At 70.0% G+C, this 22,234-nt stretch carries 18 protein-coding genes; 8 read left to right on the top strand and 10 right to left on the bottom strand.

Features of this window, described 5'->3' with window-relative positions; genetic code table 11:
* The first annotated feature begins 25 nt into the window (after nt 1-25).
* Complete coding sequence (locus A4R44_RS20380; protein ID WP_067582900.1) at nt 26-1,927, top strand: S8 family serine peptidase; 1,902 nt, start codon at nt 26-28, stop codon at nt 1,925-1,927.
* Nucleotides 1,928-1,972: 45 nt separating this feature from the next.
* On the opposite strand, the gene A4R44_RS20385 is transcribed toward A4R44_RS20380, so the two are convergent.
* The gene (locus A4R44_RS20385) at nt 1,973-2,605 is read right to left on the bottom strand and encodes a class I SAM-dependent methyltransferase (protein ID WP_067582903.1); all 633 of its coding nucleotides are present in this window, start codon (nt 2,603-2,605) and stop codon (nt 1,973-1,975) included.
* Between the two features lie 59 nt (nt 2,606-2,664).
* On the opposite strand from A4R44_RS20385, the gene A4R44_RS20390 reads away from it, so the two are divergent.
* Nucleotides 2,665-3,417: an SDR family oxidoreductase gene (locus tag A4R44_RS20390; RefSeq protein WP_067582906.1), complete on the top strand. Its 753-nt coding sequence runs from the start codon at nt 2,665-2,667 to the stop codon at nt 3,415-3,417.
* On the opposite strand, the gene A4R44_RS20395 is transcribed toward A4R44_RS20390, so the two are convergent.
* Complete coding sequence (locus A4R44_RS20395) at nt 3,401-4,432, bottom strand: SDR family oxidoreductase (RefSeq protein ID WP_067582909.1); 1,032 nt, start codon at nt 4,430-4,432, stop codon at nt 3,401-3,403. The two genes, A4R44_RS20390 and A4R44_RS20395, sit on opposite strands and share 17 nt — an antisense overlap.
* 71 nt (nt 4,433-4,503) lie before the next feature.
* Here A4R44_RS20395 and A4R44_RS20400 point away from each other — a divergent pair, with 71 nt between their 5' ends.
* Nucleotides 4,504-5,382: a LysR family transcriptional regulator gene (locus tag A4R44_RS20400; protein WP_067582911.1), complete on the top strand. Its 879-nt coding sequence runs from the start codon at nt 4,504-4,506 to the stop codon at nt 5,380-5,382.
* Here A4R44_RS20400 and A4R44_RS20405 read toward each other — a convergent pair.
* Entirely contained in the window at nt 5,379-6,845 is a 1,467-nt protein-coding gene (locus A4R44_RS20405; RefSeq protein WP_067582914.1) for an ABC transporter substrate-binding protein, read from the bottom strand. The genes A4R44_RS20400 and A4R44_RS20405 overlap by 4 nt on opposite strands.
* Before the next feature lie 100 nt (nt 6,846-6,945).
* Here A4R44_RS20405 and A4R44_RS20410 point away from each other — a divergent pair, with 100 nt between their 5' ends.
* On the top strand, nt 6,946-8,277 hold the full coding sequence (locus A4R44_RS20410; protein ID WP_067582916.1) for an LVIVD repeat-containing protein: 1,332 nt from the start codon (nt 6,946-6,948) through the stop codon (nt 8,275-8,277).
* On the opposite strand, the gene A4R44_RS20415 is transcribed toward A4R44_RS20410, so the two are convergent.
* A complete protein-coding gene (locus tag A4R44_RS20415; protein ID WP_232791687.1) occupies nt 8,267-9,253 on the bottom strand; it encodes a TetR/AcrR family transcriptional regulator C-terminal domain-containing protein in 987 nt (328 codons plus the stop codon). The two genes, A4R44_RS20410 and A4R44_RS20415, sit on opposite strands and share 11 nt — an antisense overlap.
* A gap of 117 nt (nt 9,254-9,370) precedes the next feature.
* On the opposite strand from A4R44_RS20415, the gene A4R44_RS20420 reads away from it, so the two are divergent.
* The 3 genes from A4R44_RS20420 (at nt 9,371) to A4R44_RS20430 (ending at nt 12,482) form a co-directional block, all read left to right on the top strand.
* The gene (locus A4R44_RS20420; protein WP_067582918.1) at nt 9,371-10,432 is read left to right on the top strand and encodes an FAD-dependent oxidoreductase; all 1,062 of its coding nucleotides are present in this window, start codon (nt 9,371-9,373) and stop codon (nt 10,430-10,432) included.
* A gap of 98 nt (nt 10,433-10,530) precedes the next feature.
* Nucleotides 10,531-11,493 carry an alpha/beta hydrolase fold domain-containing protein gene (locus A4R44_RS20425; RefSeq protein ID WP_067582922.1) on the top strand — a complete coding sequence of 321 codons (963 nt, stop codon included), beginning with the start codon at nt 10,531-10,533 and terminating at the stop codon, nt 11,491-11,493.
* A 23-nt stretch (nt 11,494-11,516) separates the two neighbouring features.
* Nucleotides 11,517-12,482 (top strand): helix-turn-helix domain-containing protein, encoded by a 966-nt coding sequence (locus A4R44_RS20430; RefSeq protein ID WP_067582924.1) that lies wholly within the window; start codon nt 11,517-11,519, stop codon nt 12,480-12,482.
* On the opposite strand, the gene A4R44_RS20435 is transcribed toward A4R44_RS20430, so the two are convergent.
* Nucleotides 12,483-15,080: a bifunctional FO biosynthesis protein CofGH gene (locus tag A4R44_RS20435; protein WP_067582927.1), complete on the bottom strand. Its 2,598-nt coding sequence runs from the start codon at nt 15,078-15,080 to the stop codon at nt 12,483-12,485.
* A 135-nt stretch (nt 15,081-15,215) separates the two neighbouring features.
* Between A4R44_RS20435 and A4R44_RS20440 the strand changes: the two genes are divergently transcribed.
* Nucleotides 15,216-16,814 carry a transposase gene (locus A4R44_RS20440; protein ID WP_198545369.1) on the top strand — a complete coding sequence of 533 codons (1,599 nt, stop codon included), beginning with the start codon at nt 15,216-15,218 and terminating at the stop codon, nt 16,812-16,814.
* 232 nt (nt 16,815-17,046) lie between these two features.
* On the opposite strand, the gene A4R44_RS20445 is transcribed toward A4R44_RS20440, so the two are convergent.
* The 5 genes from A4R44_RS20445 to A4R44_RS20465 form a co-directional block, all read right to left on the bottom strand.
* A complete protein-coding gene (locus tag A4R44_RS20445; RefSeq protein ID WP_067582934.1) occupies nt 17,047-17,799 on the bottom strand; it encodes an SDR family oxidoreductase in 753 nt (250 codons plus the stop codon).
* A gap of 8 nt (nt 17,800-17,807) precedes the next feature.
* A complete protein-coding gene (locus tag A4R44_RS20450) occupies nt 17,808-18,623 on the bottom strand; it encodes an alpha/beta fold hydrolase (RefSeq protein WP_067582937.1) in 816 nt (271 codons plus the stop codon).
* 67 nt (nt 18,624-18,690) lie between these two features.
* Nucleotides 18,691-19,809 (bottom strand): epoxide hydrolase family protein, encoded by a 1,119-nt coding sequence (locus A4R44_RS20455; protein ID WP_067582940.1) that lies wholly within the window; start codon nt 19,807-19,809, stop codon nt 18,691-18,693.
* The gene (locus A4R44_RS20460) at nt 19,802-21,019 is read right to left on the bottom strand and encodes an RNA polymerase sigma factor (RefSeq protein WP_067582944.1); all 1,218 of its coding nucleotides are present in this window, start codon (nt 21,017-21,019) and stop codon (nt 19,802-19,804) included. Before A4R44_RS20460 ends, A4R44_RS20455 begins: the two co-directional genes overlap by 8 nt.
* Nucleotides 21,020-21,071: 52 nt before the next feature.
* Nucleotides 21,072-21,464 carry a YciI family protein gene (locus tag A4R44_RS20465; protein WP_067582947.1) on the bottom strand — a complete coding sequence of 131 codons (393 nt, stop codon included), beginning with the start codon at nt 21,462-21,464 and terminating at the stop codon, nt 21,072-21,074.
* Nucleotides 21,465-22,234 lie beyond the last annotated feature (770 nt).

Below are 22,234 nucleotides of genomic sequence, written 5' to 3' on the forward strand. Positions count from 1 at the left end.
GCCGGGGGCGAGGACAGGAGCTGTCATGAAAAGAACGAGCCGGGTGGCGGGGTATTCGGTACCCCTCGCGGTCGGGGTGGTGCTCGCCGGGAGCGGGGTCGCCGTCGCGCAGCAGTCCGCCGCGGACGTGGCGAACGTGCGCACTGGGACGGGGATCAGTGCGTTGCAGGGGATCAAGAAGACCCTCAGCCCGGCTGAGCAGAAGCAGTCCAGCCAGCTCGTTGTGGAGAAGCGCCTGCGTGCCGACCGCACTCTCGCCGCGCAGCTGCCGGATTACCGCACTGGTTTGCCGGTCACACAGGCCGGAACGGTTGCGGTCGACATCGCCGGCACTGCCGGTGCCGCGATCGCGAAGGCCGTGCGCGCCGCGGGCGGCACCGTTCAGTCCACATCGTCCAATGGCTCGGTTCGCGCCCAGCTGCCGCTCAACGCGGTGGACCGGATCGCGGCGCGCGGCGACGTCCGGCAGGTCCAGCCCGCGACGCAGGCGATGACCTGGAACGAGCCGGACGCGCAGCGCCAGCAGCTGGCCAAGAAGGCCGTCGCCGCCGTGCAGGTGTCCGAAGGGGACAAGACCCACGGCGCCGACACCGCGCGCACGCAATACGGCGTGAACGGCACCGGCGTGAAGGTCTGCGTGCTTTCCGATGGTGTCAACTCGCTGAAGAAGTCCCAGGACGCGGGCGAACTGCCCGCCGTCGACGTGCTGCCCGGCCAGGCAGGCAGCGGCGACGAGGGCACCGCGATGCTGGAGATCGTCCACGACCTCGCCCCGGGCGCGACGCTCGGCTTCGCGACCGCGTTCACCAGCGAGTCCAGCTTCGCGGACAACATCCGCGCGCTGCGCACCACCGGCAAGTGCACGGTGATCGTCGACGACGTGGCGTACTTCGACGAGTCGCCCTTCCAGGACACGCAGGTCGCGCAGGCGGTCAACGACGTGACCGCGGCCGGCGCGCTCTACTTCTCCTCCGCGGGCAACTCCGGCAACCTCACCGATGGCACCAGCGGCTACTACGAGGGCGACTTCCGTTCGTCCGGCACCACGCTGCCGGGCGTCACCGGCACCCCGCACGACTTCGATCCGGGCAGCGGCGTGCAGACGGCCGACCCGCTCTCGCCGGGTTCGCTCGGCAGGCCGGTGACGCTGTTCTGGTCGGACCCGTGGGGGCACTCGACCAGCGACTACGACCTGTTCCTGCTCAACGCTTCCGGCAGCGTCGTCGCGTCCAGTGCCAACCCGCAGAACGGTTCGCAGAACCCGTACGAGAGCCTGACCGTGCCGACGTCCGGCTCCGGTTACCGCGTCGCGGTGGTCAAGTACAACGGCGCGGACCGGTTCTTCGCGCTCAACGTGATCCGCGGCCGGTTCGTCGACTCCGGCTCGCTCAAGGGCTTCAGCACGGCAGGCGTGACCTCGGGCCACTCGGCAGCAGCGGCGGCGTTCTCGGTGGCCGCGGCTCCGGCGGCGACCGCGTTCGGCCGTCCGCTGGAGACCGGTGACCCGGCGAACCCGGCCGGTCCGTACCCGGGTCTGTTCACCTCGGCCAGCAAGTGGGAGCGCTTCACCTCCGACGGCCAGCGGCACCTCTTCTACAACGCCGACGGCACCGAGCTGACCCCGGGCAACGTGTCCTCGACCGGCGGCGCGACCCGTGCGAAGCCGGACCTCACCGCGGCCGACGGGGTGGCCACCTCGGTCACCGGCTTCCAGCCGTTCTACGGCACCTCGGCGGCCGCCCCGCACGCGGCGGCGATCGCGGCGCTGCTGCTGTCCGGCAAACCGTCCGCGACCCCGGCGGAGGTCCGGACGGCGCTGGTGTCGAGCGCGATCGACCTCGGAGCGCCCGGGTTCGACGCGGTGACCGGCAACGGCGTGATCATGGCGGGTCCGGCGCTGGCCGCGCTGGGCGTGCCGAAGAAGTAGCGGTACCGGGAAGGGCGGGTTCACCGATCGGGGGACCCGCCCTTTTCAGCGTCCGGCGACCAGCAGATGGAACGCCCGCGGCCCGTCGCCGAGCCGGTCGTGGCGGCGCAGTTCGAGCCCCGCGTCCGCGAGCGCTTTCTCGATCTCTTCCGGCGGCCGCAACCGGAAGCCGTGGCTGGTGAACGGCATCTCGCGCATCATCGCGGGATCTCCGATGCCGACGACGAACCGGCCGCCGCCGGTGAGCACCCGCGCGACCTCGGCGAACGCGGGCGCCAGGTCGGGAACGAAGTAGACGGTGTTGACGGTCAGCGCCGCGTCGATCGTTCCGGTGTCCAGCGGAAGCTCGGCCATTCCGGCTTGGTGCAGCACCAGCCGTCCGGCGGCGAGGTTCTTCGGGAACGCCCGCCGCGCCCGGGCCAGCGCCGTTTCGGAGATCTCCGCGCCGTGCACGGTGCCGCCCTCGGTCGAGCGCAGCAGCAGGTCCAGTCCGAGACCGCCGCCGAAACCCAGGTCCAGGGCGGTTTCGCCGCGCCGGATCTCCAGTGCGTCGACCGCTCCGGTGACCGGCCCGCGGTTGACGTTGTTGAGCAGCCGGACAACAGCCTGTCCGGCCCGGCCGCGCGGATGGCCCAGCTGTTTGGCGAAACCGGCGAGCAGAGTGTCACGTGGTCCCATGCACCCAGTGTGCCGCGATATGGCAACGTGCGGGCGAACGGACTTTCGAGGAGGCCGACATGTCGGAGAAGACTGGGCCGGACAAGACTGCTGTGGTCACGGGGGCAGGTTCCGGGCTGGGCCGCCGGATCGCCGGGGCGCTGCTCGGTGCCGGCTACCGGGTCGCGCTCGCCGGACGTCGCGAGGATGCCCTGCGCGAGACGGCCGGTTCCGCCGCGAACGCGCTGGTCGTGCCCACGGACGTCGCCGACCCGGCTTCGGTGGAGGACCTTTTTTCGACCGTGCGCAGCGAGTGGGGCCGGTTGGATCTGCTGGTGAACAACGCCGGAGTGTCGCTCGGCGGCACCGTCGCGGAACTGTCCGTCCAGGACTGGCGGCGCACCGTCGACACGAACCTCACCGGCATGTTCCTGTGCGCGCAGCAGGCCGTGCGGCTGATGCGCGACCAGGATCCCCGTGGCGGCCGGATCATCAACAACGGCTCGCTCTCCGCGCACGCGCCCCGCCCGGCGAGCGTCGCCTACACCGCCACCAAACACGCCGTCACCGGTCTCACCCGGTCGATCTCGCTCGACGGCCGTGCCTGGAATGTCGCGTGCGGACAGATCGACATCGGCAACGCGGCCACCGAGATGACCGAGCGGATGGCCGCGGGCATCCCGCAGGCCGACGGACGGCTGCTGGCCGAGCCGACCTTCGACGCGGGCCACGTCGCCGACGCGGTTCTTTACATGGCGGGATTGCCGCTGGAAGCCAACGTCCAGTTCCTCACCATCACCGCCACCACGATGCCGTTCATCGGCCGGGGATGACGTGGTCGCGGCGCAACTCGTCGAACAGCCGGTAGAACATCTGCTCAGTGTCCACGTAGGAGTGGAAACCGGCGCGGCGTGACTTCGACGTGTCCGCGAACATGTCGTAGTCCCACGAGAACACGAAGTCGCCGAAGGCCCACGAAGAGACGTCGGCGTACGAAGCAGCGAGGCCGTGCTTCGCCGCCATCTCGGTCCACAGTGGTTCTTTGTCGGCCATCACTGTCGTCAGCGGCAACTGCAACGGCGAAGCGACTTCGAGGTCGAAGTACGCCGCCAGCTTCGGCCACAGCTCTCGCCAGCGGAAGAGGTCACCGTTGGCGATGTTGAACGCTTCGTTCTGACTGGAGGTCGCCGCCCACACCGTGCCCTCGGCGAGCAACTGCGCGTCGGTCATCTCCAGCAGGCTGTCGTACGCGCCGAGCTTGCCGGGAAAGCGCAGCGGCAGGCCGAGTTCCTTCGAGATCGAGGCGTAGATCGCGATCACGAGCGCGAGGTTCATCGGGTTGCCGAGCGTCGTCCCGCCGACCACAGACGGCCGGATCGCCGACCACGACCAGCCCCCGGCCGCGGCTCGGCGTTGGAGGAACTTCTGCTGGACGGCATTGAATTCCGGCGGCATGTGCTGTCCGGCGTCGGTCTCGCGGGCGGGAGTTTTGAACGGGCCGAGGTGCGCGCCGTAGACCTTGTAGCCCTGCATCAGGCTGACGTGTTCCAGCGGGCCTTCGTCGAGGCCGTTCACCAGGTTCTCCAGCATCGCGGCGTTCGGCGCCACCAGTTCGGCCCACGTCGGCCGGTCCTGGTAGGCCGCGTAGAACAGATGCGTCGCGCCGACGCCGGCCAGCGCCGCCCGGGTGCCCGCCGGGTCGAGCAGGTCGACGGCGAGGCTGCCCGACCCGCCGCGACGAGAGAGCCCGAGCACCTCCCAGCCGTCGAGAGTCCGCAGGTGAGAGATGAGTTTCCGGCCGATGATCCCGTTGGCCCCGGCCACGAGGGCCACGCGTGTGCTGCTCATGTCTTCGATCCTGACCGTGCTCGGTCGATGAGTCCAAGGCTTACTTATCACCGCTTCGATAAACTGGATTTATGGCAAGCCTGCGGCAGCTTGAGTACCTGGTCACGGTGGTCGACACCGGTTCGTTCACCCGGGCCGCCGAGCAGTTGCACGTGACGCAGCCCGCGCTGTCGCATCAGATGCGGGCGCTGGAACACAGCGTCGGCGGGCCGTTGCTGGAGCGGCTGCCGCGTTCAGTCCGGCTCACGCCGATGGGCCGCGCGATGCTGCCGCACGCCCGCGCCGCGCTCGCCGACGCCGAACGTGCCCGGTGCGCCGCGCGGCAGGCTTCTGGCCAGGTCGCTGGAGAGCTGCTGATCGCGACCGTCTACTCAGTGAGTCTCGGCGTGCTTCCACCCGCGCTCCGGGTGTGGCGGCGCGAGCGGCCGGACGTCGACGTGCGGCTTTTCGAATACCGTCACGCCGACGAACTGCGCGACGCGATGCTGGCCGGTGAAGCGGACCTCGCGATCGGTCCGCGTCCGGCCGGGTGGACTGGCCCGGTGCGGACGCTGGGTACTGAGGAGTTTGTGGTGGTGCTCCCGGCCGACGGTGCTACGGAGTCCACTTCGGACGGTACTGTCGACCTGGCCGAGCTTGCCGACTGCGCGTGGGTGCACTACGCGCCTGGCCACGGCTTGGCCGAACTTCTCGATGCTGCTTGCGCAGAAGCGGGATTCCGTCCGCGGCCCGCGGTACGCACGGAGCAGACCGCGGCCGCACCATTGCTCGCGGCCGCCGGATTGGGGCCCGCGCTGGTTCCCGCGAACGTGCTGCCCGCGGAGTTCATCGGCCGGATTTTGCTTCCGGGCAAGCCGATCCGTCGCGAGCTGGTCGCGTACGGCCGCAGCGAACCGGACCCGTTGACGGCGGCGTTCGGCGAAGTGCTGGCGCGACACGCGCGGGTTTAGTCACGCAGCCGCGTCAGGTCGATTCCGGCGAACGGCGTCGTCACGGTGTCGTGGACCCGGGCGGACCAGACGGCGTGGCCGTGTCCCGTCCACAGTGGAATGGCCGGAAGATCGCGCAAGGCCTCGTTCTCCGCGATCCGGAACAGCTGCGCGGCTTCCTCCGGTGACGCGGTGGTTTCGGCGGAATTGAGGTCGGCGGCGAACCCGGCATCGGTGTAACCAGCGGCGTCCGCGAGCGCGTGGAGAAGGTCGGCCGGGCTCGGCGACACGGCCTTGACCTCCAGCGCGGCCGGTCCGCTCGGCTTGCCGCCGGTGGCTTTTCGCTGTGCGGTAACCGGAATTCCCAGGCTCTTCGACAGGCCCCCGGCCAAGGCTTGCGGCCAGGTGCCGTCGAAGCTGTCGTAGTAGACGGCCGCGTCGCCGGTGAATCCCGCTTGCTCCAGCAGGGATTTGGCGGCCGGACCGTCGAATGTGCAGGGACGGCAGTTCCCGGACCGCTCGCCGGGCGCGACCGCGGGCGGCAGCAATCCCTTGGCCGCGTCCGCCTGGTGCGCGAGCGGGCCGGACTCCAGCGCGGCACGGTCGGTGCCGAGCGCGAAGGCGTGCCGCACCGTCGGATCGGCGAATCGTGTTGCCTCGGCGGAAAACACCAGGTAGCCGGCGCGGGGGAGCGCCCACATTGTGTGCCGGTCGGCGAAATCGGCGTGCATCGCCTCGTGCCGCTCGCCCGGGACGGACGTGGCGACGTCGAGTTTGCCGTCCTTGACCTCGTCGTACTGCTCCGCCGGGTTGCCGACGCGCAGCTCGATTTTCTTGGCCCGCCCCGGATCCGCCGCGACCCGGACGAGCTTGCCGCCGGAGCCGGACTGCCAGTCGCCCTCCAGCCGCAGCGGGCCGTTGCCGATCGGATGGCGGGCGAATCCGTTCCAGTCGCGCGATTTCAGCACCGACGCGGGCAGCGGCACGAGCCCGGGCGCGGACAGCCAGGCCGGCACCTGATTCGACGGCCGGTCGAGCACGATCCGCAGCTGATTCGCGTCGACTGCGGTGATTTCCTTGGCTCGCAGGGACTTCGTGAGCACCGGTGTGCTGGCCCAGTGGTGGCCCGCGATCGCCTTCCAGGTGTCCACATAGGACTGCGCGGTGACCGGAGTGCCGTCGTGGAATTTCCCGGGCCGCAGCCGGACGGTCCAGGTCACCCGGTCCGCGCTGGTGATCGACTCGGCCGCGCGCGGGGTGACTTTTCCGCTGGCCGGATCGTAATCGGCGAGCGGAGTCCACAACGCGCCGGTGACGAGCCGCCCGGACGGATCGGTGACGTCGGCGGGCAGCAGCGTGCCGGGTTCGCCGAGGCCGACCGACAGGACGCCGGGCTGAGCGGGTTCGGCCGAGGACGAACAGCCGGGAAGACCGGCCGCGACGACGGCGGCGAGCGTGAGCGGGACCAGCAGACGCGATCGCATGCTGTCTTACTACCAGGTGGAAAGCAACGAAAGGCGGTTGTGTCCGGTTAGGGACCGCCATAAAGTACTCCCGTCACACTGGGTCTCCAGGAGGTTTCGCGTGCGCCGTTGGTGGATCCGCTCCGGACTGGCGATCGCGACCGCGGCGGCGACCCTCCTCGCCACCGGATTGCCCGCCGCGGCCTGCGAGGACGACAAGCCGGTCACCGAAGCGAAGCACAGCCTCGGCGATCCGGGCGCGATCAAGGGCGTGCGGCCGGTCGGCAACGTGCCCGACGCGCAAGGAGCCATTTCGGCGAACTTCCTCAGCTACGGCACACGCGACGTGATGGTCGTGTCCGGCCAGTTCGGCCTGAAGGTGTACGACCTCACGGCCAATCCGGCCAAGCCCCGCGCGATCGGCGAGCTGAGCCTGCCCGGGCTGTGGGAAACCGAGGACACCGAGGTCGACGCGAACCGCAAGCTCGTGTTCCTTTCCCGGGACCCGCGCGCGTTCAAGGGCAACACGCACACCGGCGAATCCGGCATCTACGTGGTCGACGTGGCGCATCCGGAGAAACCGGAGATCCTCAGCTACGTCAAGGTCCCGGCCGGCCACACCACCAGCTGTGTCGAGGGCTGCCGCTACCTCTGGACCGGCGGCCCGGCGAAGGCCGACGACCAGCCCGCGGACTGGGGCGGCAGGCCGATCTGGGTCACCGACGTGCGCGACCCGCGCGCCCCGAAGGTGCACCCGGACCCGATCGAACTCGCCCGCAATGACGGCAAAACCGATTACGTGCATGACGTTCAGGTGGACAAGAAGGGCGTCGCGTGGGTGTCCGGCGCGGGTGGCGTGCGCGGGTACTGGACGTCCGGCCTCCACCGCGACCCGGTGCAGAACCGCTACCGCTGGGCCACGGCGCTCAACCCGGTGCCGTACGCGGGCGGCGGAGTGTCGGAAACCGCCGCACCGTCGAAGTTCATGCACAACAGCTTCCACCCGGTCGGCCCCCGCGACGACGGCGCCTGGCGCGGGCACGACCTCGTGTACGCCACCGAGGAAAGCTTCCTCCCCGGCTGCGCGGGCGACGGCGTGCTGACGATCTCGGCACTGGACGGCTCGTACCAGGGCGAAGGCTGGCGGTCCACGCCGGAGAAGCCGTTCCGGATGCGCAGCATCGGCACCTGGAGCGTCGCCGGGCAGGAAGGCAGCGACCCAGTGTCCGACGACTGCTCGGCGCACTACTTCGACCTGCGCGGGCACGTGCTGGTGCAGTCGTTTTACGCGCAGGGCACGCGATTCCTGGACGTGAGCGACCCGTCGAACCCGACGCAGATCGCGTACTTCCGTCCGGCGGACGCGGCTTCGTGGGCACCGTACTGGCACGACGGGTACGCGTATGTGGCGGACAACAAGCGGGGGATCGACATTCTGAAGCTCACTCCTTAGCGGCCGGCGAGTTCGCGGAGGCTGGCCCGCCAGTTCCACCGGGCGCAACGCAGCCGTACAGCCCGGAAACCGCCCCGCCGACCGGATACCGGACAGCCAGCCCGTCCAGCAGTGCCTGCAGCCCGATCTCGAACAGATGGTCCAGATCGAGGTCGTATCCCTCGGCAAGATCCCGCACCATCCGCGCCAGCACCGGATACCGTCCCGACCCCGTCAGCGCCGCATACCCCCGCGCCTGTGTCTCCATCCACTGATCCTCGGTGATCCCGGTCGCCCCCATCGCGTGCCGTTCGCGTTCCAGATGGATCGCGGTGCCCTGGATGTGGTTGTAGCACAGCACATTCAAATCGCACAGGTCAGCCGCGTTCAGTCCGAAGACCGACAACGCGGCCAGCGCGCGTTCGTTGTGCGCCGCGAGGTTCGGCAGCGGCCAGGGCCGGGTGAGCGGGACGAGATGGGCAAGCCACGGATGCCGCCGGTGCACTGACCACAGCGTGCGCGCCACCAGCTCCAACCGCGCCCGCCACCCCTCCGGTTCCCGCGCCGGGTAACCGGTTTCGCCGTAGACAGTGTCCGCCATCAGGAAAATCAGTTCGTCCTTTCCGGACAGATAGCGGTACGGCGCCATCGCCGGAACGCCCAGCCGCGCGGCGAGTCCGCGCATCGACAGCGCCGCGACGCCTTCCGTGTCGGCGATCGCGATTGCCGCACGTATCAACCGATCCCGGGTCAACACCGGACGCTTCGACTCAGCCTCCGCCTGCTGACCAGCGACGACATGGCCTGACCGCGGTTCAGCGCGGACCACGCCTTCGCGACGCAACACATCGAGCGCCTTGGCCGCGGTGGCATTCGCGACACCATGCGTCGAAGCCAGCTGACGCGTCGAAGGCACCTTCGCGCCCGGCGGCAGCTGCGAGATCTCTTCGCGCAGCGCGGCGGCGACGCGGAGGTACGGCGGTTCGGTCGTCGGCATCGAGGTCCTGTCTGTACTAGGTCAGCGGGTCATCTGTACTAGGTCAGTTTTGGCAGCAGAGTCCAGGTCACGGCAGGTTCATCAGGGTAATGATGCACCGTACCGAGAGGTGAGGACATGCCTGAAGCACTGGTTTGCGGCGCGGGAGTCGCGGGTTGCGCGTCGGCCTACTGGCTGCGCCGCAGCGGCTATGACGTGACGGTCGTGGAGCGCGCCGAGGGGTTGCGCAGCGGAGGTCAGGCGATCGACGTCCGGGGCGTCGCGCTGGAGGTCATCGACCGGATGGGCATTGGCGAGCAGGTCCGCGCGAAGCGCACGCGGATGCGCGGGATGTCGATGCTGGACGCGTCCGGCAACGAAATGTTCCGTTCCGAGGAGCGCGCGTACAGCAGCGGCCGGCTCGACAGCGAGGACGTCGAGATCCTCCGCGACGACCTGGTCGAGCTGCTGCACGAGGCCGCCGGCGTCGAGTTCCGCTTCGGCGACGAGATCACCGCGCTCGACGCCGAGTCCGGCCGGGTCGAGTTCGCCGAGGCCGAACCCCGCACGTTCGACCTGATCGTGGGCGCGGACGGCGCGCATTCGGCGGTCCGGCGGCTCGCGTTCGGCCCGGAGGACCAGTTCCGCCGCTATCTCGGCCAGTACCTGGCGATTTTCCCGGCGGCCAACACGGTCGGCCTCGAAGACTGGCAGATCTGGTTCCAGGGCGAGGGCGTCGGCGGCGCGGTCTATCCGGTGCCGGGCAACGAGGAGATCCGGGTGACGCTCGGTTTCGGCGAGCCGGAGTACCGCGAGATCCGGGAGGTCGCGGAGCAGAAGAAGCTCGTCGCGGAACGCCTGAGCGAGGTCGGCGGCCCGGTGCCCGACCTGGTCAAAGCCATGGAGGAGTCCGAGACGTTCTTCTTCGACGCCATGCTCCAGATCCGTCTCGACCGCTGGACGACCGGCCGGGTCGCGCTGGTCGGCGACGCCGGGTACTGCGCGTCCGTGCTGTCGGGACAGGGCACGAGCCTCGCCTTGGCCGGCGCGTACGTGCTGGCGGAATCCGTGGCGGGCTACGAGGCCCGGATGCGCCCGTTCGTCGAGCTGAACCAGGCGCTGGCCACGGAAAACGCGGCGGGGCCCGCGTCGGAGGAATCGGTCGAGCGGGCGAAGAACGCGATCAGCCTGGACCGCTGACCCGCCGCCTGGCGGGAGATTCCCGCCGCCCGGCTGGCCCGGTCCGGCTCCCGGGCGGCGAGGATGGGGCCAGCACCCGAGTCCTTGGAGGCCCCGCGATGACTGCGTATCCACCGCTCCCGTTCGACCCCGAGCTGGCCGCGGCGCTTGAGGTGCTGGCAACCGAGCGTCCGCCGATCGAGACGCTCGAATCGATCCCGGCGGTGCGCGCGGCCGCGGCGAAGCGGCAGATCTCGCTGGAGGAGATCACCGCCGACGGAGCCCTCGAAGTGTCCGAAGCGGACGCCGAAGGCCCGCGCGGCCCGATCCCGCTCATCCTCGCGCGGCCCGCCGGGGCGGTCGACGTCCCGGTGCTGTACTGGCTGCACGGCGGCGGCATGATCATCGGCGGCCACCAGGGCGGCGACCTGTACTTCCTCAAGGAGTACGCGACCGAACTGGGCCTCGGCTTCGTCTGCGTCGACTACCGGGTCGCGCCCGAACACCCGCATCCGGCTCCGGTCGAGGACTGCTACGCCGGCCTGGAATGGACGGTCAAGCACGCCGCCGAGCACGGCTTCGACGCCTCTCGCGTCGTGATCGGCGGGGCGAGCGCGGGCGGCGGGCTCGCGGCGGCGACGGCGCTGCTCGCCCGGGACCGCGGCGGACCGGAACTGCTCGGCCAGCTGCTCGTGTACCCGATGCTCGACGACCGCAACGATTCGCCGTCGGCGATCCAGATGGCCGAACTGGGCAGCTGGGACCGCACCGCGAACAACGTCGGCTGGACCGCGCTGCTCGGCGACGCTCGCGGCGGCCCGGACGTGTCGCCGTACGCCGCGCCCGCACGCGCCGAGGACCTGTCCGGGCTCCCGCCCGCATTCCTCGACGTCGGCAGCACCGAGACCTTCCGCGACGAGGTCATCGCCTACGCGAACCGGCTGTGGCTGTCCGGAGTGCAAGCGGAACTGCACGTCTGGCCCGGCGCTTTCCACGGCTTCGACGGCTCGGCTCCGCAGGCGGCGCTGTCGCAGCAGGCCCGCGCCGAGCGGACGCCGTGGCTGCGGCGGCTGCTCGGCTGAACCGGACAAGCGATGATGGACCGATGAGGGAGCTGGTCACGCATCTGAGCGCGCTCGATCCCGGCGCGGCCGAGACGGTCAAGGTCATCGCGTACTTTGACCGGCTGGTCGAGGGCCGCGCCGGGCTGGAGCCGATCGTGCGCGGGGCGGCGGTGCTGTCCGGTTGCCCGGCGCGGCTGGCCGACGACGAACGCCGGGTGCGCGTCCGCGTCGAACCGGACGGGCGCGTCGTGCCTTCGGCCGAACCGCCCGATCCGGAGTGGCCGTCGGCTCCGGTGCGTCCGGACGGGCCGGTCGCGCTGTGGCTGGAACGGCCCGGCCCGGCGAGCCCGGTGGACGCGATGGTGCTGGAGCGCGCGTCGGCCGCGGCTCGGTCGGTGCTGGACCGCACCCGCGGCCGGGTCGTCGATCCGGCGTCTGTGGAAGTGGTGCTCGACGCGTCGGCGGACGAACGAACCCGGCTTCGCGCCGCGCATCGCCTTGGCCTCGGCTCCGCCGCGCGAGCTGTCGTGACCGACGGGGTCCCGCTGGTGGTTCCTCCACAGTGGACTCCGTCGGGGCGCGCCCGGGCGGGTCTTGGCACCGTGGTGGACTTGGCCGACCTGCCGTTGTCCGGCGCACAAGCCCGGACGGCTTTCCGGTTCACCGCGGCCGAGGACGATCCTGGACCGTCCGTTGTGGACTACGCCGAACTCGGCGGACTGGCCGTGCTCGCCGATGCGGTCGGACCCCGCACCGAACCGGTCGCGGACGTCGCGAGCCTGGAGCACGCCCGCACGGCGGCCCCGTGGGTAGTGCCCACGCTGGTCGCCGTCGCGGGCGCTCCGAGTCTGCGTGCCGCCGCGAACACGCTGGTAGTGCACCATTCGACCCTGCAGGAGCGTCTGGCCCACGCCGAACACCTGCTCGGCTGGCCAGTGCGCGATCCCGCGGGCCGGTTGCGGTTGCAGCTGGCTATCGCGCTGTGGCGGCTGCACCGCACCGGTTGATCACGGCGTGAGCAGCGGCAGCAACGGCTTCCGCACCGCCGTCGCGACCCCGTCCGACGCCTGCGCCGCGGCGATCCGCTCGTCCGTCGGCGTCCCGTACGACGTGGTCCGCTGCCGCAGCGGACGCCCGAGCGGCTCGACCATCGCGCGCATGTCGCTGATCGTCTTGTACGACCCGTTCGCCGCGCCCGCCATCCGGCTGATCGTCTCCTCCATCAGCGTGCCGCCGATGTCGTTGACGCCGCCCTGCAGCACCGCCCGGCTGCCTTCCTCGCCGAGCTTCACCCAGGAACTCTGGATGTTGTCGAACGTGCCGTGCAGCAGCAGCCGCGACAGCGCGTGCACTGCCCGGTTCTCGCGCAGCGTCGTGCCCGCGCGGGCGAGCCCGGCCAGATAGATCGGCGAGCTCTGGTGGATGAACGGCAGCAGCACGAACTCGCTGAACCCGCGCCGCCCGTTGCGTTCCACGCCTTCGCGCTGCAGTTTGGCCAGCAGTTTCAGGTGCCCGACCCAGTGGCTCGGGTTGTCCACGTGGCCGTACATCATCGTCGCCGTGGTCGGCAGCCCGACGTCGTGCGCGGTGGTGACCACCTCGATCCACGCGTCCGTCGGCAGCTTGCCCTTGGTGAGCACCCACCGGACGTCGTCGTCGAGGATTTCCGCGGCGGTGCCCGGCAGCGAGTCCACTCCGGACTCCTTCGCCCGGATCAGGAAGTCGCGAATGGACAGATTCGTCCGCGACGCTCCGTTCACGACCTCCATCGGGCTGAACGAGTGCAGGTGGATCTCCGGCTGCCGCCGCTTCACCTCGGCCGCGAGGTCGAAGTACGCGGTGCCCGGCAGATCCGGGTGGATCCCGCCCTGCATGCAGATCTCGGTCGCGCCCGCGGCCCATGCCTCGTCCACCCGGTCGCCGACCTGCTCCAGCGACAGCGTGTACGCGTCCGCGTCGGTCTTGCGCTGCGCGAAGGCGCAGAACCGGCAGCCGGTGTAGCAGACGTTGGTGAAGTTGATGTTCCGCGTGACGACGAAGGTGATGTCGTCCCCGACGACCTCGCGCCGCAGGTCGTCGGCCAGTTTCGTGAGCGCATCCAGCTCCGGCCCGTCGGCGTGCAGCAGGGCGAGCGCGGCGTCGTCGGACAGCCCGGCGGGGTCCTTTTCCGCACTGCGCAAGGCATCCCGCACGTCGGTGTCGAACCGCTGCGGACCGGTCTTGATCTTGCGGCCGATCTCTTTCCAGTCGCCGTAGACCGAATCGAAGTCGCCTCGCCGGTCCTCGGTGCGGCCGGTGGTGTCGATCTCGGTGTGCAGATCGGTGCGGCCGGATTCCTGCCAGCCGCCGTCCGGCTCCTGCCACGGGATCCCGACCGGCATCGCGCCGTCGCGGGCCAGCCCGGTTTCCGCGTCGACCAGCGCCGCCACGTGCCGTGTGACGCGCGGGTCGAGCCACGGCTGGCCGCGCCGCACGTACTCCGGGTAGATGGTCAGCCGCTCGCGCAGCGCGTACCCGGCCTTCCCGGTCTGCCGTGCCAGCAGGTCGATCTGCGGCCACGCGCGTTCCGGGTTCACGTGGTCCGGGGTGAGCGGCGAAACGCCGCCCCAGTCGTCGATGCCCGCGCGGATCATCAGGTCGTACTGGTCGCCGATGAGGTTCGGCGGCGCCTGGATGCGCATCCGCGGACCCAGCACCAGCCGGGCCACGGCGATGTTCGCGGCCAGTTCTTCGAGGTCGGCGTCCGGGGTCGCGCGCATCTTCGTGTCCGGCTTGGCCCGGAAGTTCTGCACGATGACTTCCTGGATGCCGCCGTACTCGCGCGCGGTCTTGCGGATCGCGAACAGCGCGTCGGCGCGTTCTTCGTGCGTCTCGCCGATCCCGATCAGCACCCCGGTGGTGAACGGCACCGAGCTGCGGCCCGCGTCCTCCAGCACCCGAAGCCGGACCTCGGGATCCTTGTCCGGCGAACCGTAATGCGGCCCGCCCTTCTCGCTCCACAGCCTGCGCGCGGTGGTCTCCAGCATCATGCCCATCGACGGCGCGACCGGCTTGAGCCGCTGGAAGTCCTGCCAGCTCAGGACGCCCGGGTTGAGGTGCGGCAGCAGGCCGGTCTCTTCGAGCACCCGGATCGCCATCGCGCGGACATAGGAGAGCGTGTCGTCGTAGCCGTGCGCGTCCAGCCATTCGCGCGCGGCCTTCCAGCGGTCCTCCGGCCGGTCGCCGAGGGTGAACAGGGCTTCCTTGCAGCCCATCTCGGCGCCCTTGCGGGCGATGTCGAGGACCTCGTCCGGCGACAGGAACGGCGATTCGAGCCTGCCGGGGACGGTGACGAAGGTGCAGTAGCCGCACCGGTCCCGGCACAGCCGGGTCAGCGGGATGAACACCTTGCGGCTGTAGGTGATGATCCCCGCGCGACCGGCTTCTTCGAGGCCCGCGTCGCGGATGCGGGAGGCGTGGTCGGACAAAGTCCTGAGGTCGTCGCCGCGAGCGTGCAGCAGCACGGCCGCCTCGGCGACGTCGAGCGTCTTCCCGTCTCGCGCCCGGGCGAGCGCACGGCGCATGGCCGACGGGGTGGGCGTGGTCACGCCAGCTTCGGGCTCCATTCCCGCCACGCTAGGACCCGGCCGCCGCGACCAGCCAGCTCTTAGCCCGCCACCCCGCGCGCGAGCGGTCCAGGGTGATCATTCGCGCAGGTTGCGGGCTTGTCGGCGACGGATGACGGCGGTATTACCTAAAGGATGGCGTCAGTGATCGGGAAGCGCATCGGCGGGCGGACGTACTACTACCTCGCCGAGTCCGCGCGCGTCGACGGCAAGCCGCGCGTGGTCGGCCAGCGGTACCTCGGGACGGCCGAGGACATCGCGGCGGCGATGGCAGGCGGCGGTCCGGAAGCGGCTGGCGCGCGGCATCGGTCGTTCGGCGATGTTTCCGCCGTGTGGGGGACGCTGCAGCGGCTCGACCTCGTCCGGCGCGTGGACTCCGTGGCTGGACCGCAGCGTGCCCGGCCGACGCTTGGCCTCCATGTCGCGCTTGCCGTGCTGCACCGGGCGACCGCGCCGGAGACGGAGTTCGAGCAGTGGTGGACCGGCTGTCTCGCGCAGGATCTGGTCCGGCCCCGGCCGCCTCAGGCAGCGATCACGACGGCTGGTCATTGGCGGGCGTTGCAGCGGCTTACTCCGGAGCGGATCGCCCGGGTGGAAACTGTTGTGGCGGAGGCGGTTCTGGACCTTCTGGGCGATGACGGGACGGAGACGCTGGCGGTCGATGTCGCGCAGTTCGCCGCGTTCACCGCTGCGGATTGCACGGCACCGTCGGCTTGCCAGGACGTGCTGGCCGGGCTGGGGCTGGTTGTCACGCGCGATGGGGCGATTCCGCTGGCGTTCCGGGTTTATCGAAGGGAGAACGCACCGGTCTTCGGCGCGCTGGCGGCCGAACTGGGGGAGCGGCACACGTTGGTCTTCCACTCCGGCCAGGCCGCGCAGCTCGACCTCGGCGCGCGGACCGGGTTTGTCGGCTCGCTTCCGCTGGCCGACCATCCGGAGCTGCTCGCGCGTCCGGCGTCGGTGCGGCGGCGGGTGGATCCGGAGCGGTTTGCCGGGCTGACCGCCTTCGACACTGTGGCGACTGTGGACGGTGCCCGCCGACGCGTCATCCTCCTCCATTCCGCGACGCTGCACGCGGCGCAGTACCGGGCGTTCACCAGTGAACTGAGCACTACGGTGCGGGAGCTTGACGGGTTGGCCGCGGCACTTGCCGCTGGTACTCATCGTGGGGACCGGACTCAGGTGCACGCGGAGATGTCCCGGATCATTCGTGGCCGCCGGGTGGAGCGGGTGCTGAATACGACGCTCACCGGGAGTCGTGCCGGGGAACTTCGGCTGGAGCGGCGGGTCGATGCGGCTGCGGTCGCTCGGTTGGCGGAGGAGTTCTTCGGGAAACAGCTCTTGGTGACGGATCGGGATTGGCCGGTCGCCGAGGTGGTCACCGCTTATCGGGCTCGGACCTATCTCGACTCGACATTTCGCTGGCTGACCGGGTCCGCGGTGACGGGGCCTTCGCCTCGGTGGGAGTGGAGTGCGCATCGGATCGCGGTGCATGCGTTGGTGTCGGTGCTTGCTGCGACAGTCACGCATGTGATGCGGCGGGAGGCGGACCGGGCTGGGATGAACCTGTCGGTGGCCGAGTTGCTGGATCAGCTGCGGGGGATCGGGGAGACCGTGTTGCGGCATCGGTCCACTGGGGGGCGGCCGCGGACGCGGCGGATTCTGTCTGACCGGACGGCGAGGCAGCAGGCGTTGTTCGAGTTGTTCGGGTTGGAGCGGTTTGCTCCTGGGTGATTCGGCTCGTCGCCTGGGGGCGACATCGCCTTTGGGGGTTGCGTGGGGCACCCCGAAGGTTGAGTGTGCTGACGGTTCGGGGGTGCTTGTCAAGGCGGGAAAGATGCCTTGACAAGNCGGGGTGCGGGGGAGGGGCTGGGTGCCTCGATGGCGGGTGCATCGGCGGCGGTGGGGCGGGGCGCATCCCGGCGTGCGGGGCGGGCGTGCGGGAGGGTCCCCTCACGCACGTGGGTCAGGGCTCGCGGTCGATGTTCAGTGCGGAGAAGGTCTGCACGACCGGCATCAGTTCGATGACGTTGATGTTCACGTGCGTTGGCTGGGAGCTTGCCCAGAAGACCGACTCGGCGACGTCGTCCGCGGTCAGTGGCGTGGTGCCGGCGTAGACGTTGCTCGCTTTGGCCTGGTCGCCGCCGAAGCGGACGGTGGAGAATTCGGTGCCGCCCACCAAACCCGGTTCGACGTTCGTCACGCGGACGCCGGTGCCGCGCAGGTCGGAGCGCAGGTTGAGGCTGAACTGGTGCACGAAGGCCTTGGTCGCGCCGTAGACGTTCGCGCCGGGGTAGGCGTAGCTGCCTGCGACGGAGCCGATGTTGATCACGTGCCCGGCACCGCGTCCGACCATTCCGGGCAGCACCGCGCGGGTGAGGTGGACGAGACCGGTCACGTTGGTCTCGATCATCTGGTCCCAGTCTTCCAGCTTCGCCTCGTGCGCGGGTTCCAGACCCTTCGCGAGGCCGGCGTTGTTGACCAGGATGTCGATCTTCGCCCACTCCTCGGGCAGCTGCGCGACGACGTCCGCGACCGCTGCGGGGTCGCGGACGTCGAGGACCAGCGGGTACACCGCGTCGCCCAGTTCGTCCGCAAGCGTCTTGAGCCGGTCGCCGCTGCGGGCCGCGGCGACGACCCGCGCGCCCTCCGCGACGAACCGGCGCGTGATCGCGGCACCGAACCCGGCGCTCGCGCCGGTCACCAATACGGTCTTCATGGAGTGCGTCACCGTTCTTCCGCGTGGTCCTGGTCCAGGAAGCGGCCGAACACGTCGTTGAACTCGGCCGCGCGTTCCAGGTTAGGCAGGTGCCCCGCGCCGTCGAGCACCACCAGCTCCGAGCTGCCTACGAGCTGGTGCAGCAGCTGCGCGTCGGCGACCGGAGTGAACTCGTCCTCACTGCCCACCGCGACCAGCGTCGGCACGCTGACCTGCTTCAGCGAATCGCGGTAGTCCGGCCGCTTCGCCCGGGCTCGCAACGCCGCTGCCGCACCTGTCGCCGGTGCGTTGCGCATCATCTTCTGGACGTGCTCAGTCACCTCGGGGTTCTCGCGGAAAGTGCCCGGCGACACCATTTTCGGCAACAGCTCGTCGGCGTACGCGGTCATGCCTTCCGCGAGAACCCGGTCCGCGGCCTGGTTGCGGGTCACCTTTCCTTCATCGGTCTCGGGCTCGGCGAACGTGTCGGCGAGCAGCAGCGCGGCAATGCGCTCCGGGTAGTCCCGGACGGTCTGCATCACGATCTGCCCGCCCATCGACAGCCCGCCCAGCACGAAGCGGCCGATGCCGAGGTGATCGGCCAGTCCGGCGAGGTCCTCGGCGAAGTCTTCGAGCCCGCGGACCGCCGGACCGGTGCTTTCTCCGTATCCCCGCAGGTCAGGCACCACGACCCGGTGCCCGTTGCGGGAGAGGTACTCGGCCTGCGGACCCCACATGGACCGGTCGAACGGGTGCCCGTGCACGAGAAGCACCGGGAGCTCCGGCCGCGGTCCGAGGTCGTCGTAGGCGAGCCGAGCGCCGGAGGGGAGAAGGACTGTCTGCATGTCCCCGACGCTAATCGGGGCGATTTTTCAGTGCAATAAGGTGCAATGTAGTCGGAGCAATGTTTTTCTAGCGCAGCTTCGCGAAGAACTGCCGGACGTCGCCCGCCCACAACTCCGGCACCTCCTGCGCCGCGTAATGGCCGCCGCGGTCGTACTCGTTCCACGAGACGAGGTTCCGGCGATGCTCGGTGAACACGCGGATCGACGGCAGGTCGCCGGGGAACTGCGCGACCCCGAGCGGCACCGGATTGCGGCCTTCGGCGGGTGTCTCCCGGGCTTCCTCGGCGTAGATCCGGATCGCCGAACCTGCGGTGCCGGTCAGCCAGTGGATCGTGACGTGGGCGAGGATCCCGTCGGCGTCGAGGCCGTGGTCGTGCATCGCCTGCGCGTTCCAGCCGAGCAGGCCGGCCGGGGAGTCGGACAACGCGTGCGCGAGGGTCTGCGGCTGCTGCGCCTGGACGACGCCGTAGGACGCTTCTTCGGCGAGGTAGCGGTGGAACGCGTCCCACGCGGCTTTGTCCTTGTCGGACAGGTCGGCAATCCACTGTGGATCGTCGTCCGGCGGCGGATCCCAGGTCTGCGTCACGTGCGCGCCGATCACCTGGTCCGGAGCTACGCGCCCGACCTCCGGTGCGATCCCCGAGCCCCAGTCGTTGCCCGCGGTCCCGTAGCGCTCGTACCCGAGCCGGCGCATCAACTCCGCCCACGCCCGCGCGATCCGGCGAGGCCCCCAGCCGGTGTCGGTCGCCGGTCCGGAAAAGCCGAACCCCGGCAACGACGGCAGCACGACGTCGAACGCGATCGACGGATCAAGCCCGTGCGCGCGAGGATTGCTCAACGGCCCGACCGCGGCCAGATACTCCGCCGCCGAGCCCGGCCACCCGTGGCTGAGGATCAACGGGATCGCGTCCGGCTCCGGCGAACGGGCGTGCAGGAAATGCACGTTGCTGCCGTCGATCGTGGTCGTGAACTGCGGATACTCAGCGAACCGCCGCTCAAGAGCCCGCCAGTCGTAGCGGTGCCGCCAGTACTCGGCCAGTTCGCGCACCCGGCCGGTGCGGACGCCGTACCCTTGGTCGCCGCCGACCGGCTCCGGCGCCCACCTTGTGCGGTCAAGCCGTTCCCGCAGATCGATCAGGTCCGCTTCCGGGATCTCAAGCCGGTACGGCCGGATCTCGTCAGTCATGGTGAGCTCCTTCGGAGAGCCGCCGGGCGCAGGCGTTGAGATACCGCACCTGGCGGATGTTGGTGGCGAGTCCGGCCGCGCGCCGGTACGCGCTCCGGGCCGCTTCGCGGTCGCCCGCCTTTTCCAGAAGATGTGCCCGCGCCGCATAAAACCGCCGGTCCCGGTGGTCCAGCGCTTCGAGCAGTTCAAGTCCCACGGCTGGCCCGTCCGCCATCCCGACCGCGACGGCGTGGCTCACCTTCGCGACCGGACTCGCCGAAACCTTCAGCAGCAGCCGGTAAAGCCCGGCGATCTGCCGCCAGTCGGTCTCCTCCGCGGTGGCTGCCTCGTCGTGGACCGCCGCGATCGCCGCCTGCAGCTGATACGGCCCGACCGGCCCGCGCGGCAAGGCCGCCGTCACCAGCTCCACCCCGCGCCGGATCGACCCGGCCTTCCACTGAGTCCGGTCCTGCTCGTGCAACGGGACCAGCTCGCCCTGCTCAGTCGCCCGTGCCGGCGACCGCGCGTCCGTCAGCAACATCAACGCGAGCAGCCCCGCGGCCTCGCTGTCGTCCGGCAGCGACGCGGCCGTCGTCTCGGCCAGCCGGATCGCCTCCGCGACCAGGTCAGCGCGGCGCAAATCCGGTCCTGACGTCGCCGAGTACCCCTCGGTGAAAATCAGGTACAGGACATGCAGGACGGCTTCGAGCCGTTCGCCGCGCGCCTCTTCGGGCGGCATCCGGAACGGCACGCCGCTGTCCTGGACGGTCCGCTTGGCCCGGGAGATCCGGCGGGTCATCGAGTCCTCGGACGTGAGGAACGCCCGCGCGATCTCGGCCGTCGTGAGCCCGCCGACGGCCCGCAAGGTGAGCGCGATCTGCGACGCCACCGACAACGACGGATGGCAGCAGAGCAGAAGCAGGATCAAGGTGTCGTCCCCGGTCCGCTCGCCGACGTCCTCGCGCACGGCCCGGAACTCTCGCTCCCGTCTTGCCTGGTCAGCGCGGAGCAAGTCGATCAGCTTCCGGCTCGCGACCTGCAGCAGCCAGCCGAAGGGCCGCTCGGGAACTCCGGTTGCCGGCCACTGCTGGGCAGCCTTGAACAGGGCTTCCTGGACCGCGTCCTCGGCCGGGTCGAACCGCCCGTAGCGTCGGACCAGCGCACCCAGTACCTGCGGCGCGAGGGTGCGCAGGGTGTCGTCGAGCGTGGCCGGGGCGGAGGGATCGGTCATCTCTGCCGCCTTGGTTCTGTCTGAGTCCTGTGGCAGGCGCATCCGGCCTAGGTCAGAGTTCGCTTTCGCTGCCCATCACCGGCCGGACCACGACTCCGGCGTCCGCCAACCGCCCCGGTGCCTTGAGCAGTCCGGCCGCGATGTCAGTCGCCCGGTCGAAACCGGCGCAGTCGACCATCCAGTACCCGGCGATGACCTCCTCGGTCTCGCCGAACGGCCCGTCGGTGACGACCGGAGCCCCGTCCCGCAGCTGGAGGCGGCGGGCCAGCACGGGCGCGGCGAGCCCTTGGGTCTCGACCAGCTCTCCCGAATCGGCCAGCGCTCCGGTGAACCCGGCGAGGAACTCGTCGACCGCCGACACCTCCGGCGCGGCCGCTCCGCCGTCCTTGCCGCTGAGGTGGTCGTAGTCCTGCTGGTTGCCGTACGCCAGGATCAGGTACTTCATCGGATGCTCCCTCTGTGCTCGGTCCGCTCTTGCGACCGGCGCTCGGCGGCCAGTCGGGGGAAGAACGAAGCTGCCCGCCCCGGACCGGACATCGTTTCCGGTGACCTGGGTCACTCGCCAGTCGCGACCGGCTTGGCGCTCATGATGCCTCCGAACCGTCCTGCCCCCGGCGTTATTGCACACGGCCACGTCGACGTCTACCGGCAATCCGCTCTCCGCCCGAACTGCTCGGCGCTTCACCCGGCAGCCGTCGACGGCGGGGACTCCGGCATTCACCGATAACGCGGGGCCCGTTCTTCCGCATTACGGCATCCGCGAGCCGATAAGCCACCGGATTCGCCGCGCTCCGGCCCGTCGACGCGCGGCACCGCGGCCCGCCAGATCGGCCGCAGTGGGCCTCTTCGGCCGGTTGACCTGCGAAGATCGTATTAAGGGACCCCCCTGTTTAGGGCCGTTTTGAGCCGTGTAATCTTCTCCAAGTCGCCAGGGAAACCGGGTGGCCGCCGGGACACGAACCAAGCTCTCGCCTCTGGGGTGATTGAGTGGGTGTCCCGCCAAAAAACTGCTAGGAATGATCGCTTCGGTCAGGCTCGCCCTTGCGGGGGTTGGGTGTGGTTCGGGGTGTGTTGCTTGAGAACTCAACAGTGTGCTAGTGNNNTGGGTGTGGTTCGGGGTGTGTTGCTTGAGAACTCAACAGTGTGCTAGTGAACTAAGCCAGTAGAGCTTAATGTGAAACCCCCTCGTCGGGGTTTCCTTTGGGAATGATTGAG

It is taken from the genome of Amycolatopsis sp. M39, from assembly GCF_001651785.1.
GTDB lineage: Bacteria > Actinomycetota > Actinomycetes > Mycobacteriales > Pseudonocardiaceae > Amycolatopsis > Amycolatopsis rubida.

Coding starts and splice junctions, on each gene's coding strand:
- A4R44_RS20380 (WP_067582900.1), top strand. CDS start 26: ATGAAAAGAACGAGCCGGGTGGCGGGGTATTCGGTACCCCTCGCGGTC.
- A4R44_RS20385 (WP_067582903.1), bottom strand. CDS start 2,605: ATGGGACCACGTGACACTCTGCTCGCCGGTTTCGCCAAACAGCTGGGC.
- A4R44_RS20390 (WP_067582906.1), top strand. CDS start 2,665: ATGTCGGAGAAGACTGGGCCGGACAAGACTGCTGTGGTCACGGGGGCA.
- A4R44_RS20395 (WP_067582909.1), bottom strand. CDS start 4,432: ATGAGCAGCACACGCGTGGCCCTCGTGGCCGGGGCCAACGGGATCATC.
- A4R44_RS20400 (WP_067582911.1), top strand. CDS start 4,504: ATGGCAAGCCTGCGGCAGCTTGAGTACCTGGTCACGGTGGTCGACACC.
- A4R44_RS20405 (WP_067582914.1), bottom strand. CDS start 6,845: ATGCGATCGCGTCTGCTGGTCCCGCTCACGCTCGCCGCCGTCGTCGCG.
- A4R44_RS20415 (WP_232791687.1), bottom strand. CDS start 9,253: ATGCCGACGACCGAACCGCCGTACCTCCGCGTCGCCGCCGCGCTGCGC.
- A4R44_RS20420 (WP_067582918.1), top strand. CDS start 9,371: ATGCCTGAAGCACTGGTTTGCGGCGCGGGAGTCGCGGGTTGCGCGTCG.
- A4R44_RS20425 (WP_067582922.1), top strand. CDS start 10,531: ATGACTGCGTATCCACCGCTCCCGTTCGACCCCGAGCTGGCCGCGGCG.
- A4R44_RS20430 (WP_067582924.1), top strand. CDS start 11,517: ATGAGGGAGCTGGTCACGCATCTGAGCGCGCTCGATCCCGGCGCGGCC.
- A4R44_RS20435 (WP_067582927.1), bottom strand. CDS start 15,080: ATGGAGCCCGAAGCTGGCGTGACCACGCCCACCCCGTCGGCCATGCGC.
- A4R44_RS20440 (WP_198545369.1), top strand. CDS start 15,216: ATGGCGTCAGTGATCGGGAAGCGCATCGGCGGGCGGACGTACTACTAC.
- A4R44_RS20445 (WP_067582934.1), bottom strand. CDS start 17,799: ATGAAGACCGTATTGGTGACCGGCGCGAGCGCCGGGTTCGGTGCCGCG.
- A4R44_RS20450 (WP_067582937.1), bottom strand. CDS start 18,623: ATGCAGACAGTCCTTCTCCCCTCCGGCGCTCGGCTCGCCTACGACGAC.
- A4R44_RS20455 (WP_067582940.1), bottom strand. CDS start 19,809: ATGACTGACGAGATCCGGCCGTACCGGCTTGAGATCCCGGAAGCGGAC.
- A4R44_RS20460 (WP_067582944.1), bottom strand. CDS start 21,019: ATGACCGATCCCTCCGCCCCGGCCACGCTCGACGACACCCTGCGCACC.
- A4R44_RS20465 (WP_067582947.1), bottom strand. CDS start 21,464: ATGAAGTACCTGATCCTGGCGTACGGCAACCAGCAGGACTACGACCAC.